Below are 15,982 nucleotides of genomic sequence, written 5' to 3'. Positions count from 1 at the left end.
AATCAAACCGAAGGTTTCGCCCGCCTTGAAACAAACTTAATTTTTAAATAAAAGCCCTGCAAGGCGGATAAAAAATAAACGTGGCTTGCGAAATACAAACCACGTTCTTTGTTTCATTTAGTAAAAATACACTCTGTATGTAGGCGAGCCATTCTTAAGATTAAACCGAAGGTCTCGCCCGCCTTGAAACGAACTTAATTTTTAAATACAAGTTTTGCAAGGCGGAACTAAAATTATTCTTCGTTCCAGGAGTACATTTTGCGGAGTTCCTTGCCCACTGCTTCGAGCTGGTGCTCTGCTTCAATTCTTCTGCAGGAGTTGAAGTGTGAACGGCCAACCTTGTTTTCGTTGATCCACTTGGAAGCGAATGTACCGTCCTGAATCTCTGTGAGAATCTTCTTCATTTCCTTCTTTGTCTCGTCTGTGATAAGACGCTTGCCTGTCTCGTAGTCACCGAACTCAGCTGTGTCGGAGATTGAATATCTCATCATGCTGAAGCCGCCCTTGTAGATAAGGTCAACGATGAGCTTCATCTCGTGGATGCACTCGAAATATGCATTTTCTGGAGCGTAACCAGCCTCAACAAGTGTTTCAAAACCAGCCTTCATCAAAGCTGTAACGCCGCCGCAGAGAACTGCCTGCTCACCGAAGAGGTCTGTTTCTGTTTCTGCCTTGAAGGTTGTTTCAAGAACACCGGCACGGCTGCCGCCGATACCTGCTGCATATGCAAGACCGATGTCACGAGCCTTGCCTGTAGCGTCCTGATAAACTGCGATAAGGCATGGAACACCTTTGCCCTCTACATACTCTGAACGTACTGTGTGACCCGGGCCCTTAGGAGCAATCATGAATACGTCAACGTCTGCCGGAGGTACAATCTGCTGATAGTGAATATTGAAACCGTGAGCAAAAGCAAGAGCTTTACCCTCTGTGAGGTATGGCTCGATGTCTTTCTTGTAAAGATCAGCCTGCTTCTCATCGTTGATAAGAATCATAATAATGTCTGCATTCTTTGCAGCGTCTGCTGCTGTCATAACTTTGAGACCTGCTGCCTCTGCCTTTGCCCAGGACTTTGAACCGTTGTAAAGACCAACAATTACATTTACGCCGCTGTCGTGAAGGTTAAGTGCGTGTGCATGACCCTGGCTGCCGTAGCCAATGATTGCAACTGTCTTATCCTTGAGAAGGCTGAGATTACAATCTGCCTGATAATAAATTTTCGCCATTTTAAATTCCTCCTTGCCGTATACGGCATATAAAAAATTCTATATGTTGATTCGTGAAATTATTTTGAAGGCTCTGATGCGCCCTTTTCAATAGCGATTGTGCCGGTTCTTACAACTTCACGGATACCATATGGTTTAAGTAATTCCAGCAGAGTAGAAATTTTCTCCACTGTTTCGCAGTACTCAAGGGTAACTGTGGTGTTTGCCACGTCAACAACCTTTGCCTGCATAAGCTCTGCAATTTTGATTATCTCAAAACGCTTTACAGCCGAGCTGTGAACCTTTATAAGACACAGTTCACGGCTTACAAACTCACCCTCCACAAGTCTTTTTACTTTTATTACAGGGATAAGCTTGTTGAGCTGTTTTTCAATCTGTTCAACGACATATTCGTCGCCGTTGGCAACAACTGTAATTCTTGAAACTCTCGGGTCGTTGGTAACACCAACAGCCAGTGAGTCTATGTTGTAGCCTCGTCTTGAAAACAAACCGGAAATCTTTGAAAGCACACCGGCTTGGTTTTCTACAAGTATGTATAATGTATATTGCTGCATATCTTCACCTCATTATATTGACGGTGTATCGGGATACACATTACAAACAAGAATAAATGGGCCGTCTGTTTTAAGCATTTCCTCGGCGTATTTCTCAGCCTCTTCATTGGATGAAGCCATTGCGCATGGGATATCGTAAGCCTCTGCAATTTTCAGGAAATCCGGCTTTGTGTCAAGGATTGTAGCTGAATGTCTGTGGTCGTAGAGCTTGTCCTGAAGCTCTCTAACCATACCCAAGCGTGTATTTCTCATAATAATGATTTTAACGCTTATGTTGTTTTGAACGATAGTTCCCAGCTCGTTCATGTTCATCTGGAAACTTCCGTCACCGCATACAGCCATAACCTCTCTTGTAGGTCTTGCGATTTTTGCGCCCACCGCAGCAGGAACGGAATAACCCATTGTTCCCATACCGCCTGTGGTCAAAAATCTTCCTTCTTTTATCTTAAAGTTGTTGGCGCACCAGATTTGGTTTTGTCCAACGTCGGCAACAAGAATTGCCTTTGAAGGCAGCATTGAACTGAGCTTTGAAACAAAGGCTCTCGGCTCTACAAAGCCTTCAAATGTTGGGGGAACTCTGTAAAGCTCCTGTTTCCAGCGGCTGAGTGTTTCGCTCCATGCGTTGGAAACGTGGTAATCTCCGATTTCCTCCAAAAGCTTGTTTATAACATTTTTCATATCGCCAACAATCGGAATAGTTGTTTTAACATTCTTTCCGATTTCAGCCGGGTCTATGTCGATATGTATAATCTTTGACTTTGTGGACATCTGGTCGGGAGCGGCAACGGCTCTGTCGCCCAGTCTTGCTCCGCAAACCATTACAAGGTCAGCCTCGTGCAAAGCTCTGTTTGCTGTGGCTTTTCCGTGAGTTCCCAACATTCCCAGATAAAGCTCATGGTCGGATGGCATAACGCCTATTCCCATCATGGTGGAAACTACCGGAATACCGGTTTTCTTTGCAAACTCCACAAGTTTTAACTTTGAACCTGAGGAAAGCACGCCGCCGCCTGCAACGATAACAGGTCTTGAACTGCTTTTCAAAAGTTCAATAGCTCTTTTTATCTGAACCTGATGACCTCTTGTGTTTGGCTTGTAGCCTATAATATCAACAGTTTCCGGGTAAACAAATTCTTTTATCTCGTTTTGCTGTATATCAATAGGAATATCGATAAGCACCGGGCCGGGTCTGCCTGTTGAGGCGATGTGAAAAGCCTCTTTAAAAACTCTTGGCAAATCCTCAGTTTTGCTGACAAGGTAGCTGTGTTTTACAAAAGGCTCGCAGGCGCCTGTTATATCTGCTTCCTGAAAAACATCTCTTCCCAGTAAATCGCTTCTTACCTGTCCGGTGATTGCAACCATAGGAATTGAATCTGTATAAGCAGTGGCAATACCTGTAATTAGGTTTGTAGCGCCCGGCCCTGAAGTTGCAACACAAACGCCGGGTTTTCCGCTGGCACGGGCATAGCCGTTAGCAGCGTGTGCAGCATTCTGCTCCTGTCTTACAAGAATATGCCTTATTGATGAATCATATAAGGAATCGTAAAAGGGACAGATTGCCGCTCCGGGATATCCGAACACTACCGAAACGCCCTCAGCTTCAAGGCATTTTACCATAATGTCTGCACCGTTTATCATTTTTTTCTCTCCCGTTATTAGTAATCTGCTTTTCCGAAGCGGCAAGTTTTTTCCTTTAAAAAACGTTTCCACATCGGTATTTCAATGCAATTTAACTTATTATAATATAAATCAACACAAAAGTAAAGTAATATGGGCTATTTTACCTCAAAAAAATTTAAAAAGTTAAAGCGGTAAAACAGTAACGCAAGAAAATATCCTATTGTTTTTCTCTTTTTCTCATAATTATTTTTGTATAACTGTTCAGTAACCCAATAAAATATTGAAAAACCTTTTCCTTTATAATATCATATTATTGTAATATTTTAAGTATACAGAAGTGATGTTTATGAACAAAAGAAAACTTTTTGCACCATGTGATTTTTTGATAATAGTTGTAGTTGCACTGATAGCTCTTTGCTTTACTTTGTTTTTATTTTTTCAAAATGACGCATCAAGCTCTGTGGCGTGCATAAAAATCAACGGGGAAGTCTACAAAGAACTAAGGTTAAATCAAACCCAGGACATTGACCTTGAAAACAACGGTCATCACGCCTCTATACATATAGATAATGGCGAGGTTTATTTCTCTTTTTCTGATTGCCCCGACAAGCTCTGTGTAAATCAGGGTGCAATCTCAAGAAACGGCGAAAGCATTGTGTGCCTGCCGGGAAGATTTTCCGTATCAATAATATCATCGGACAAGGAAAACGATTTTGATGCAGTAATAAACTGAGGTACATAGATATGAAAAAGAAAAATCTTACATTAAATCTTACACAAAACGCCCTTATGTGCGCCTGCGCCATTGTGCTTTCAATATTTGAGAGCTTTATTCCCGACCTGCCCTTTATTATACCGGGCATGAAGCCGGGACTTGCAAATATTGTTACTATGACGGCTATTGAGGGTTTCGGTTTCTCATCTGCTTTATATGTAACCGTGGCAAAGTCCGCTTTTGTGTTGATAACAAGGGGATTTACCGCATTTTTGATGAGCTTTTCCGGAGGTCTTGCCAGTATGCTGGTTATGTACCTGCTTTTAAAAAGCAAAGCCTTTAGTTTTGGCTGTATCGGAACAGGAATTGCCGGAGCCTTTACCCATAACATAGCGCAGCTTGCAATGGCTTCATTGCTTACGGATACGCTTATATTCTTCTATCTTCCGATAATTTCCCTTATCTCCTTTATCACCGGGACAATCACCGGAACGGCAGTTTACTTTATTTTGCCGCCGGTTTTAAATGCCTTGAAAAAGGACAAAAATTCAGCAAAATACACTTAAAAAAATTCATTTTCTTTTCACACAGTTATGAACAAACAGGGTATCCTTATACATTGCCATATGAATATTGGAAATGTATAATATTATAAAACTTTGCAGACAGCAAAGCTATACAACAGGAGGCGTTTATGAAACAAGTATTGAATCATCTTAAAAAGTACACACTTCCCATTCTCGCCTGCCTTGCTTTGCTCTGTGTTCAGGCATACTGTGACCTGTCACTGCCGGAATACATGAGCAACATTGTAAATGTAGGTATTCAGCAAGGCGGTATCGATTCCATTGTCCCTGAAAGATTAAGGGCAGAGGATATGGAAGCTTTAGAGCTGTTTATGACCGCTGACGAAAAGGAAACTATTCTCAGCTATTACAGCCAGGAAGAAATCAACGGCGACCAGATGTATGTGCTGGGCAACGTAAAAACAGAGGAGCTTGAAGAGCTTGAAAACACTTTAAGAAATCCGATGGCTGCTTTGTATCTTATGCAGAACTACAACTCTCAGACCGAAGGTGAAGCTTCCGAAAGCGGAAATCTCACCGACAGTGTTCTGGGAAATGAAACAGAATTTACAATTCCCGAAGGCATGGACATAATAGATGTTATATCCGCAATGCCGGAAGAATCGAGAATGGCAATCAGAGATAAAATCGACGAAGCCATAGAACAGCTTGAAACTCTGGGCGGCGACACGGTTGACCAAATGCTGACCGTTTACGTTCAGGACCTTTACAAGCACGCAGGCGTTGACACGGATTCCATAAGAAACATCTATCTGATAAAATCCGGTCTTATTATGATACTCTACACCCTGTTTATGGCGGCGGCAAATATTTCCACCGTATTTTTCGCATCAAGGGTGGGCGCCGCTTTCTCAAGAGATTTGCGCAGAAGCGTATACACGAAGGTTATACGTTTCTCAGGAAAAGAGTCATCAAAATTCTCTACAGCGTCACTTATCACCCGCTGTACAAACGATATCCAGCAGATACAGATGGTTATTATAATGTTTATAAGAATAGCCTTGTACGCTCCGATATTGGGAATCGGCGCACTGGTTAAGGTTCTTTCCTCAGACGCCGATATGTCATGGGTAATTCTTGTAGCTGTTTTGGCGGTATTCCTTGTGGTTCTCATGCTTATGATATTCGCAATGCCCAAGTTTACCAGCCTGCAAAAGCTCATCGACAAGCTCAACCTTGTTTCCAGAGAAATCCTCACAGGCTTGCCTGTAATCAGAGCATTTTCAAGGGAAAGATTTGAGGAAAATCGTTTTGACAAAGCCAACAAACAGCTTATGAAAACAAACCTCTTTGTAAACAGAATGATGGCTGTAATGATGCCGGCAATGATGTTTATAATGAACGGTACCAGCGTACTTATTATCTGGGTGGGCTCAGGATATGTTGACGGCGCAATGCAGGTTGGCGACATGATGGCGTTTATTCAGTATACAGTTCAGATTATTTTAAGCTTCCTTATGCTTTCTATGATGAGCATTATGCTGCCGAGAGCTTTTGTTTCCGCAAAACGTGTCGGAGAGGTTTTGGAAACAGAAATCTCCATTGCAGACCCCAAAGCTAAAGACCTTCACGCTTTCGACGAAACAAAGAAAGGCGTTGTTGAATTTAACCATGTAAGCTTTAAATATCCGGGCGCAGACGAATGTGTTCTCAAAGACATAAACTTTACGGCTTATCCTGCACAGACCACAGCCATTATCGGAAGCACCGGTTCAGGAAAATCCACTTTGATAAATCTTATTCCAAGATTTTACGATGTAACGGAAGGCTCAATAAAGGTTTCCGGCGCAGATGTCAGAAATGTAAAAATCCATGACCTCCGTGACAAAATCGGCTATGTACCTCAAAAGGGATTTTTGTTCAGCGGAACAATAGCCTCCAACATTGCCTACAGCGACGAGGAAATGGATGACTCAAGAATTGAAAAGGCGGCAGAAATCGCTCAGGCTAAGGAATTTATAGACAGCAAGCCTCACGGCTATGAGTCAGTAGTTTCTCAGGGAGGTACAAACGTATCAGGAGGACAGCGTCAAAGACTTTCCATAGCCCGTGCGGTTGCAAAAGACCCGGATATCTATATCTTTGACGACAGCTTCTCAGCCCTTGACTTTAAGACCGACAAGGAGCTTAGATCCGCTTTGAACAAAGCCACCAAAAACAGCACAATACTCATTGTTGCCCAGCGTATCTCCACCATACTCCACGCCGACAACATCATTGTTCTTGACGAAGGAAAAATTGCCGGAATGGGCACTCATGGGGAGCTTTTGAAAAACTGCGAAGTCTACAGACAAATCGCATCGTCACAGCTTTCAAAGGAGGAATTGAACAATGGCTAACAATCACAGAAGAGGCAGAGGCCCTATGGGAGGCGGTATGCACGGCGGAATGAACCCTGCCGAGAAAGCCAAGGATTTCAAGGGCACAATGAAAAAACTTTTCCATTATCTTGGAAGCTATAAAATCGGTCTTGCGGCTGTTTTGATATTCGCCGCCGCCAGCACCATATTCACCATTGTAGGCCCTAAAATTTTAGGTAATGCCACAACGGAAATCTTTAACGGCGTCATGAGTAAATTCTCCGGCGGAAGCGGAATCAACTTCGGTGCAATAGGTCAGATTCTTATTTTCCTTATATGCATTTACATTCTTTCCGCTGTTTTAAGCTTCATTCAAGGTCTTATAATGTCAACCATAACCCAAAAGGTCGGCTATAAAATGAGAGATGAGATAAGCAAAAAAATCCATCGCCTGCCTATGAATTTCTTTGACAAAAGACAGACCGGTGATGTGCTTTCCGTTATAACCAACGACGTTGACACATTTACCACAGGTCTTAACCAGTGCTCGACACAGCTTATAACATCCGTCACCACAATCATAGGTATACTCATTATGATGTTCTCAATGGATGTTATTCTCACACTTATTGCCCTTATAACACTTCCTATTTCATTCTTTATAATTTCAAAGGTTATCAAGAAATCTCAAAAGCACTTTACAAATCAGCAGAATTATCTGGGCGAGGTCAACGGACAGATAGAGGAAACATTCAGCGGTTCAATAGTTGTTCAGGCTTTTAACCACGAGGAAGACAATATAAAGGAATTTGAAAATTCCAACAGCAAGCTTTACAGCTCCGCATGGAAGTCCCAGTTCCTTTCAGGTCTTATGATGCCTATAATGCAGTTTATAGGAAACCTCAGCTATGTTGTAATAGCAGTTTTGGGCGGTTATTTCGCAATAAGCGGAAGAATTACCGTAGGTAACATTCAGTCATTCATTCAGTACGTAAGACAGTTCACACAGCCTATACAGCAGATTGCTCAGATTTCCAACATGATGCAGTCAATGGCTGCGGCGGCAGAAAGAGTTTTCATTTTCCTTGAGGAAGAGGAAGAACAGCAGACCGCCGAAAATCACGCAGAAATATACGAAAACGGAAGTCACAGAAAAGTAACTCCCTATGATATCATAGGCAACGTAACCTTTAAAAACGTATGCTTCGGTTATAACCCTGATAAGATAATCATAAAGAATTTCTCATCACAGGTTAAACAGGGACAGAAAATCGCCATTGTAGGCCCAACCGGTGCCGGCAAAACCACAATCGTTAAACTTCTTATGCGTTTCTACGATTTAAACAGTGGTTCAATCTACATCGACAACTACAACGTAACCGATTTTGACCGCAGTGAGCTCCGTGAAGTTTTCGGAATGGTTTTGCAGGACACATGGCTTTTCAACGGTACAATTATGGAGAACATCCGTTACGGAAATCTCAACGCATCCGACGAAGAGGTTATAAAAGCGGCAAAGGCAGCCCATGTACACAGCTTTGTTCAGACCTTGCCTGACGGATACAATATGGTTTTAAATGAGGAAGCCTCCAACGTATCCCAGGGACAGAAACAGCTTTTGACAATAGCACGTACAATCCTTGCCGACCCGAAAATCCTTATTCTGGACGAAGCAACTTCATCTGTTGACACAAGAACCGAAATACAAATCCAGAAAGCCATGGATAACCTTATGCAGGGCAGAACAAGCTTCATAATCGCCCACAGACTTTCCACCATTAAAAATGCCGACCTTATCCTTGTTATGAAGGACGGCGACATTGTGGAACAGGGCACACACGATGAGCTTATTGCAAAGGGCGGTTTCTACGCCAACCTTTACAATTCACAGTTTGAAGCAGCTTGATTTTTATATCCGCCTTGGAGAGGTTCTCCTGAACAGTCACCGGTCGTTCGTGCGGCGGGTAAGGGTTTGTTTTATTCGTGAGATGGCTATTCTTTCATTTATGGTTGATTTTTGATAAATAAAAATAATCCTGCATGGTGGCGGATTAACATGTCCTCTGACTGTGCAGGATTATTAAATAAAAAATATTTTGTTCATTATCTGTTTTTTAAAAAACTGACGGCGGTATCAAAAAGATACCGCCGTTTATTATTTTATAAATTTTTTATTATACATTTTTTGCAAGCTCAAGCTGAATGCATGTTGCGTCAGAAATATCAATTTTTTCGTCCCCATTAAAGTCTGCAAGCTCAAGGTTGAAAGTTCCTTCTATTGGCTTGCCAACCAAATAGTACTGAATGGCTGTTGAGTCATCTACATCGATTTTTCCGTCCATATTTACATCGCCCAATGCAAATGTCTTTTCCTTTACGTTAAGTGTAAAGTTAGCAGTAAGGTTTCTGCCTGCGTCATAGTTATATGTAACCTTTTCGGCGCCCTCATCTACTGTAAGGATATTTCCGCTTACTGTACCGCCTGTCCAGCCGCTTGCCTTAGTAACATCAAACTTTCCGGGAAGTGTTGAAAGGTCAAATGTACGGGTTTCGTCAACCTCAATGTCGTATTGGTTGCCTGTAGTCTGAATATTTGCACTTTCAAGACAGCCGCTTACATCCAAGCTTGTAAGAGCGTTATCTCTTAAATTGATATAACCTGTATTTGTAACGCCGCTCAAATCAACCTCAACAATGGCATTGGTATCAAGAGACAGGTTTTTCAAATTAGGATAGCTGTTGCCCAGATAAACATTTACAAGTCCGCCGTAGCTTGCGCTTACATTCTCAAGAGCTGAATTATTTCTCAAATCAAGCTCTTTCATAGCTTCAGTATATCTTGTATCAATTTTGGTAAGCTTTGTGCACTTTGTAATATCAAGGCTTTTCAAGGTACGGTTGTTGTTTACATACAGCTCCTTAAGCTCTGTATTATTTGTAAGGTCAAGATTTACAAGCATATTGTTTGAGCATGTGAGCTTTTCAAGAGCTGTGCAGCCGCTGACGTTAAGTTCTGTCAGCTTATTATTGTAGCAGTTAAGCTCTTTAAGATTTGTATTGTCGCCCAAGGTCAAAACAGAAAGATTATTAGAGTTCACCTTTGCTGTTTCAAGCTTTGTGTTGTTGCTCAAATCCAATGCTTCCAGTTTATCTCCGGAACAATCAAGTGTTACAATCTCTGTATTTTTGCTTACATCCAGCTTTTTCACGCTGCTATTGCTGCCACATTTCAAAGTGGTAAGCTTAGGGAAAATACTGCAATCCATTTCAGTCATAGAGCTGCTGGAAATACTCAGAGTTTCCACATTGGTGAAATATTCAAGACCTGTCATGTCTGCCAAAGGAGCAGGATAGGATGAAAAGCTCATAGAAGTAACAGCCGCTATCTCTTCCTGAGACAAAACACTGTTCTTATCCTTGTCTGCTTTCTTTACAACATAACGCACACTTTCATCCGGGAAATTTGTTTCGTTTATCTCCACATCTCCCTCAGCTGCAAATGAATACACCGGAAATGCCGAAACAAGCATTATTGACGCCAGCAACCCTGTTAAAACTCTTTTCATTTAAAATCCTCCTTTTTCTCCTTTTAAAAATCTTACAGTTTTAATAAATTAATTAAACATAAAATATTTATAATTGTTTATATTGTTCACTTAGATGATAGCATAAGATTTTAGGTTTGTCAATTATTTTTGCAGTGGTTTTTAGCTATTCATTAAAGCATATAAAAAGAAATCCAGCCGAAAAAAATGCTTTTCACGGCTGGATTTTTGTTTTATAATATGTATTGAAACTTAAGAGGAAAAATCAGAGGATAATCTCTCCGTCAACTGTTCCTACGATGCCTGCTGCATTGGACTCGTCTGTATCAATGTGCATTGCAGGAGCGAACTTCTCGCTTACTCTTACAACTACATCGCCGAATACAAGGCTTCTGCCGTTTGTATCAATTTTAACAGAAACAATCTGCTTATCCTCAACACCGCACTCCTTGGCGTTTTCAGGTGTGAAGTGAATATGTCTCTTTGCTGCGATTACGCCCTTGTCGATGTCATATTCTCCGCATGGGCCAACAAGCTTGCATCCGGGAGTTCCTTCGATATCGCCTGACTCACGAACAGGAGCAGCAACACCGAGTTTTCTTGCGTCTGTGAGAGCAATCTCAACCTGACAAGCATTGCGGAACGGTCCCAAAATTGACATTGTCATATCGCCCTTAGGACCTACAACCTTTACTTTCTCTGCGCAGGCAAACTGTCCAGGCTGGGAAAGGTCTTTCTTGTTTGTAAGAGTTGCATTCTCGCCGAAAAGAACAGCGAAAGCCTCTTTAGTTACATGAATATGTCTTGCTGATGTTTCTACCATAATTTTCATAATCATAACCACCTAACTTTTTTTAATCGGTATAAACCGATTTCTCCATTAGGTATATTTTACACCCACGTTGACAAAATTTCAACTGTTATAATGCTATATCTTAAATAAAATAGAAGAGCGAAAGGAAAATCAGAATTATGTACGATAATTGGGAAGCACTTGAGAAAGAATGTATGAATTGTCATAAATGCCAGCTGTGTCAAACCCGTACCCATGTGGTTTTCGGCACAGGAAACAGAAACGCCGAGGTAATGTTCATCGGTGAAGGCCCAGGAGAAAACGAGGACTTGCAGGGCGAACCCTTTGTAGGAAGAGGCGGACAGCTTCTTGACAAAATGCTTACAGCGGTAGATTTAGACCGAAAGAAAAACATCTACATAGGAAATATGGTAAAATGCCGTCCTCCAAAAAACCGTGACCCACGTCCCGAGGAACAGGAAATGTGCATTGACTGGCTGAGAAACCAGGTAAAGCTTATACATCCGAAAATTATTGTATGTCTTGGCAGAATTGCCGCAGCTAAAATCATTAAGTCTGATATAAAAATCACAAAGGAACACGGAATATTTTTTGAGAAAAACGGTGTTCTGATGATGGCTATGCTCCACCCTGCCGCAGTTCTCCGTGACCCGAGAAAGAAGCCCGAGGCTTTTGAGGATTTTCTCAAGCTTCAGGAAAAAATCAAAGAAGTATGTGACCATACATACGAGGATATTGAAGAATAAAAATTTCACAAACACAAAAACAGCGCCGGAAAACCGACGCTGTTCTTTTATGCGTTTATTTACGCTTTATTATTTTTTCTTCTTTGTAGCAAAGAGAAGGATGATTGCAACTACAACTACAACAGCTGCAATGATAACGATAATCAATACTACGTTAACGCCACCCTGAGACTGCTCTGTTTCAGTGTTTTCATCAGCGGATGTGATTGGCTGTCCATTCTCATCTGTAGGCTGAGTAACTGTCTGTCCGTTCTCGTCTGTTACTTCTTCTCCTGTAGATGTTGGAGTTGTTGAACCCTCTCCAGCGCTTGTTGCACTCTCATCAACTGAAGGAACATAAGTTGTCTGGCCGTCGCTCTTTCCTTCCTCGTTATTTACGAAGTTAGAAATCTGGTCGCTTGTAAACTTATCATCATTTGTTTCAAGCTTAGGAGTTTCATTTTCTGAAACAGATGTACCATTTACGGTGATATCCTGATGGAATGCATAACCTGTAAGTGGAACTATTTCTGATGACTCATTAAGTGTATACATCTCAGTTACATAGTAAGTGATGTCGCTTGAGCCGCCCTTGAGAACTGTGAAGTCAACGCTTACAACAGTTTTCTTTGAGCTGTAGTCCATACCGCCGATATCAGAAGCTGTAACAATTACCTGACCGTTGCCTTTATCATCAATATATGTCGGATTGATAACAGAACCTGACAAATCGGTTTCGTACTCTTCACTTGCCTGGAGATATTCAGGATTGTAGTATATATACATCTGAATACCTACGAGAGGTTCCGGACAATCGCTGAGACTGAAGGTATATGTAATTGTGTCCCCAACGTTTGCTGTCTTTCCATCGTTGAAAGTGAGTGTGTTCTCATCGGCTGAAACAACCGCAGTGAGACATGATACAGTCAGTATAAGAACCGCTGCTACTACTGACAAAATTCTTTTCGTGATTTTCATTGCCGTTCTCCTTTGAATTTTTAATATTGTTTTTTAATTATATCAGATACTCGTGTATTTTTCAACACTTTTCACAAACTAATCCGATATAAAATCTGCCAAAATAGAAAAAATAGTCAAAATATCAGTGGTTACCGCAGGAATGGTTTCCGTGATTTCCACAGGTATGTCCTTCCCCGTGACTGTGATGACTGCACATAACGTCCGGGTTAAAACTGAGAATACCGTCCAAAAGATTTTGAACCGCAGTGTCAGCGTCTCCTGAAGCTCCGCCGTAAAGGATAATTCCAGCCTGAGCTAAAGCCATTTTTGCGCCTCCGCCGATTCCTCCGCAGATAAGGGTATCAACTCCCATCATCTGCAAAAATCCTGCCAAAGCTCCATGTCCGCTTCCGTTGGTGGAAACAACCTGACTGTTTACAACTTTTCCGTTTTCAATATCATAAATCTTAAAATATTCTGTATGGCCGAAATGCTGAAAAATTTGACCGTCAGCATATGTCACCGCAATTTTGTTCATAGACTAACAACCCTTTCCTTTAAACAACATATATAATCAAATTTTTGTGTATGTATATTGTATATTATTTTTGAGAACATTTCAATAAATTTTACCGTATTTCCCAATAAAAAACACACCATATTCACAAAAGCTATATTTTTTATTGGGAAAACAATGTAAAAAAGACGGGCCGCAATGCGACCCGTCCCAATTAGCGAGCATTTAAAAATTTATGTAGTTTAAGAAATCTTATTTGCAAAGCTTCTTGAACTCATCAGCTACGAACTGAACCTGTGTTCCGATGATAACCTGAACGCTGGTCTTGCCCGGTCTGATAACGCCTGCAACACCTGCAGACTTAATCTTCTTCTCGTCAACCTTTGTGTAGTCCTTAACCTCAAGACGGAGTCTTGTGATGCAGTTGTCGATAGAAGCAACGTTGCCCTTGCCGCCTACGCCTTCGAGAACGATCTTAGCAACTTCTGTGTAGTTGTTATTTGAAAGTGTAACCTTTGTCTCATCTGTGTCGTCATCTTCACGGCCAGGTGTCTTGAAGTTGAACTTAGCAATCATGAATCTGAATACTACATAGTAGATTACAGCAACGATAACGCCAACGATGAGGAGCATCCATGGTGACTGTGCACCAGGAGCGTTGAAGCTGAGAATCCAGTCAACGAAACCTGCTGAGAAGTTGAAGCCTGCTCTTGTTGGAAGCATAGCTGTAACAGCAACAGAAATACCTGTGAGAACAGCATGAACAGCATAAAGAGCTGGAGCAAGGAACATGAATGAGAACTCGAGAGGCTCTGTAACACCAGTGAAGAATGATGCAAGAGCAGCAGCTGAAAGAAGACCGAAAGCAACGCTCTTCTTGTCTTTCTTAGCCATGTGATACATAGCAAGAGCAGCAGCTGGAAGACCGAACATCATAACAGGGAAGAAACCGGACATATAAATACCGGTAATCTGTGTGCCATCGCCCATCATGAGAGCATTGATTGTTGAAGAACGGATAACCTCTGTCTTGTCTGCGCTGAGGATATCGAATGTCTGACCATTGATGATAAGACCACCGTTTGTATCTGGTGTCCAGAATCTTGCGATATCATTGATACCTGCAACGTCGAACCAGAAAACGGAGTTGAGAGCATGGTGGAGACCAAATGGAATGAGAAGTCTGTTGAAGAATGCGTAGATACCTGCGCCGATTGGTCCCAATGTGATGATAGCCTCACCGAAGCTAACGAGAGCACCATAGATGAATGGCCATACGAAGTAAAGGATAACAGCAGCTACGATTGATACGCCAGCTGTTACAATAGCAACGCTTCTCTTGCCGCTGAAGAATCCAAGGAAGTCAGGAAGCTTAACCTTGTGGAACTTGTTGTAGCAAGCTGCGCCGATGATACCGCAAAGGATACCGATAAACTGAGTCTGGATTTTGGAGAAAGCAACGTCTGCTGTTGCATCTGAACCAAGAGCTCCAAGATACATCTGTACGTTTCCCTGGTTAAGCAATGTTGTGATTGTAAGCCAGGAAACGAGACCTGCAAGACCACCTGTACCGTCGTTGTCAACTGTCATACCAACACCAACACCGATAGCAAAGAGGATAGCCATGTTGTCAACAAGTGCGCCGCCGGCTTTCAAAAGGAAAGCGGCAACGATGTTATTTGCGCCCCAACCTGATGGGTCAATCCAGTAACCGATACCCATGAGGATAGCAGCAACAGGCAAACATGCTACTGGGAGCATCAAAGATTTGCCCAATCTCTGAAGATACTTCATCATAAAAAATTTACTCCTTTCATATTTAGATGTATTGTATCTTTTATATCAAAGCACTAAACACAAAATCCACTCTCGCCCAATGAATACGGTTACTGTGCTTTTAATATACCTGATTAAAATAACCACTCAATATTTATTTTTCAAGGTTCATGTTTATACCGTAAAAAAATTTTGTTTTACTTTAATTCTTTCGTTTGCTTATATGTAAAAAGTTAAGATAAAACATAATATTTATGACAATATTTATTAAATACCCTATATACTCAGATACAAAGAAAGGTATTATCCTTCCCTTGTATCAATATAAGCCAATAAACTTAAATAAAGTTTAAATTACAAATTAAAGATTTGCCTCAAGGAACTTCTGGATTTCAGCTGCTGCTGCATCCTCATCCTCACCGCTTATAGTAACTGTGAGAACTTCGCCCTGCTTTGCAGCCATCTTCATAACGCCGATAATTCTCTTTGCGTCGCCTGATCTGTCGCCTACTGCAAGCTTAATATCGCTCTTAAAGCCATTTGCAAGCTTTACAATAAGACCGGCTGGTCTTGCGTGAATTCCCAACTCATCTTTAATTGTATAAGTAATAGTTTTCATTGGAATAACCTCCGTATTTTTATTTTA

At 41.5% G+C, this 15,982-nt stretch carries 14 protein-coding genes; 5 read left to right on the top strand and 9 right to left on the bottom strand.

Annotated features, from left to right (window positions below; all coding sequences use genetic code 11):
• Positions 1-233 precede the first annotated feature (233 nt).
• The 3 genes from ilvC to ilvB are packed head-to-tail and all read right to left on the bottom strand — an operon-like array spanning position 234 to position 3,415.
• A complete protein-coding gene (gene ilvC / locus CGICJO_RS04765; protein WP_486499825.1) occupies positions 234-1,226 on the bottom strand; it encodes a ketol-acid reductoisomerase in 993 nt (330 codons plus the stop codon).
• Positions 1,227-1,285: 59 nt separating this feature from the next.
• Complete coding sequence (gene ilvN / locus CGICJO_RS04760) at positions 1,286-1,780, bottom strand: acetolactate synthase small subunit (RefSeq protein ID WP_486499824.1); 495 nt, start codon at positions 1,778-1,780, stop codon at positions 1,286-1,288.
• A gap of 12 nt (positions 1,781-1,792) precedes the next feature.
• Positions 1,793-3,415, bottom strand: a complete 1,623-nt coding sequence (ilvB, locus tag CGICJO_RS04755) for a biosynthetic-type acetolactate synthase large subunit (protein ID WP_486499823.1) — start codon at positions 3,413-3,415, stop codon at positions 1,793-1,795.
• A 328-nt stretch (positions 3,416-3,743) separates the two neighbouring features.
• Between ilvB and CGICJO_RS04750 the strand changes: the two genes are divergently transcribed.
• The 4 genes from CGICJO_RS04750 to CGICJO_RS04735 all read left to right on the top strand — a co-directional run bounded on the left by CGICJO_RS04750 (position 3,744) and on the right by CGICJO_RS04735 (position 8,905).
• Complete coding sequence (locus CGICJO_RS04750; RefSeq protein WP_486499822.1) at positions 3,744-4,130, top strand: NusG domain II-containing protein; 387 nt, start codon at positions 3,744-3,746, stop codon at positions 4,128-4,130.
• Positions 4,131-4,141: 11 nt separating this feature from the next.
• Complete coding sequence (locus CGICJO_RS04745; protein WP_486499821.1) at positions 4,142-4,678, top strand: Gx transporter family protein; 537 nt, start codon at positions 4,142-4,144, stop codon at positions 4,676-4,678.
• Between the two features lie 128 nt (positions 4,679-4,806).
• Positions 4,807-7,038, top strand: a complete 2,232-nt coding sequence (locus CGICJO_RS04740; protein WP_486499820.1) for an ABC transporter ATP-binding protein — start codon at positions 4,807-4,809, stop codon at positions 7,036-7,038.
• A complete protein-coding gene (locus CGICJO_RS04735; protein ID WP_486499819.1) occupies positions 7,031-8,905 on the top strand; it encodes an ABC transporter ATP-binding protein in 1,875 nt (624 codons plus the stop codon). The genes CGICJO_RS04740 and CGICJO_RS04735 overlap by 8 nt, the downstream gene beginning before the upstream one ends.
• Before the next feature lie 268 nt (positions 8,906-9,173).
• On the opposite strand, the gene CGICJO_RS04730 is transcribed toward CGICJO_RS04735, so the two are convergent.
• Both CGICJO_RS04730 and pduL read right to left on the bottom strand, forming a co-directional pair.
• Positions 9,174-10,565 (bottom strand): dockerin type I domain-containing protein, encoded by a 1,392-nt coding sequence (locus CGICJO_RS04730; protein WP_486499818.1) that lies wholly within the window; start codon positions 10,563-10,565, stop codon positions 9,174-9,176.
• A gap of 244 nt (positions 10,566-10,809) precedes the next feature.
• A complete protein-coding gene (gene pduL / locus CGICJO_RS04725) occupies positions 10,810-11,376 on the bottom strand; it encodes a phosphate propanoyltransferase (protein ID WP_087377924.1) in 567 nt (188 codons plus the stop codon).
• 140 nt (positions 11,377-11,516) lie between these two features.
• Between pduL and CGICJO_RS04720 the strand changes: the two genes are divergently transcribed.
• Complete coding sequence (locus CGICJO_RS04720) at positions 11,517-12,104, top strand: uracil-DNA glycosylase (RefSeq protein ID WP_486499817.1); 588 nt, start codon at positions 11,517-11,519, stop codon at positions 12,102-12,104.
• A 69-nt stretch (positions 12,105-12,173) separates the two neighbouring features.
• Here the strand turns inward: CGICJO_RS04720 and CGICJO_RS04715 are convergent, their stop codons facing one another.
• From CGICJO_RS04715 to CGICJO_RS04700, 4 genes are all read right to left on the bottom strand, one after another.
• Positions 12,174-13,061, bottom strand: coding sequence for a hypothetical protein (locus CGICJO_RS04715; RefSeq protein ID WP_486499816.1), 888 nt, complete (start codon positions 13,059-13,061; stop codon positions 12,174-12,176).
• A gap of 124 nt (positions 13,062-13,185) precedes the next feature.
• Positions 13,186-13,581, bottom strand: coding sequence for a NifB/NifX family molybdenum-iron cluster-binding protein (locus CGICJO_RS04710; protein ID WP_486499815.1), 396 nt, complete (start codon positions 13,579-13,581; stop codon positions 13,186-13,188).
• A gap of 231 nt (positions 13,582-13,812) precedes the next feature.
• A complete protein-coding gene (gene nagE, locus CGICJO_RS04705; protein ID WP_204245169.1) occupies positions 13,813-15,357 on the bottom strand; it encodes an N-acetylglucosamine-specific PTS transporter subunit IIBC in 1,545 nt (514 codons plus the stop codon).
• 340 nt (positions 15,358-15,697) lie between these two features.
• Positions 15,698-15,955 carry an HPr family phosphocarrier protein gene (locus tag CGICJO_RS04700; protein ID WP_087377916.1) on the bottom strand — a complete coding sequence of 86 codons (258 nt, stop codon included), beginning with the start codon at positions 15,953-15,955 and terminating at the stop codon, positions 15,698-15,700.
• Positions 15,956-15,982 lie beyond the last annotated feature (27 nt).

The sequence above is a fragment of the Candidatus Limousia pullorum genome, assembly GCF_057405065.1.
This window is presented reverse-complemented; position numbering and strand designations above follow the sequence as displayed.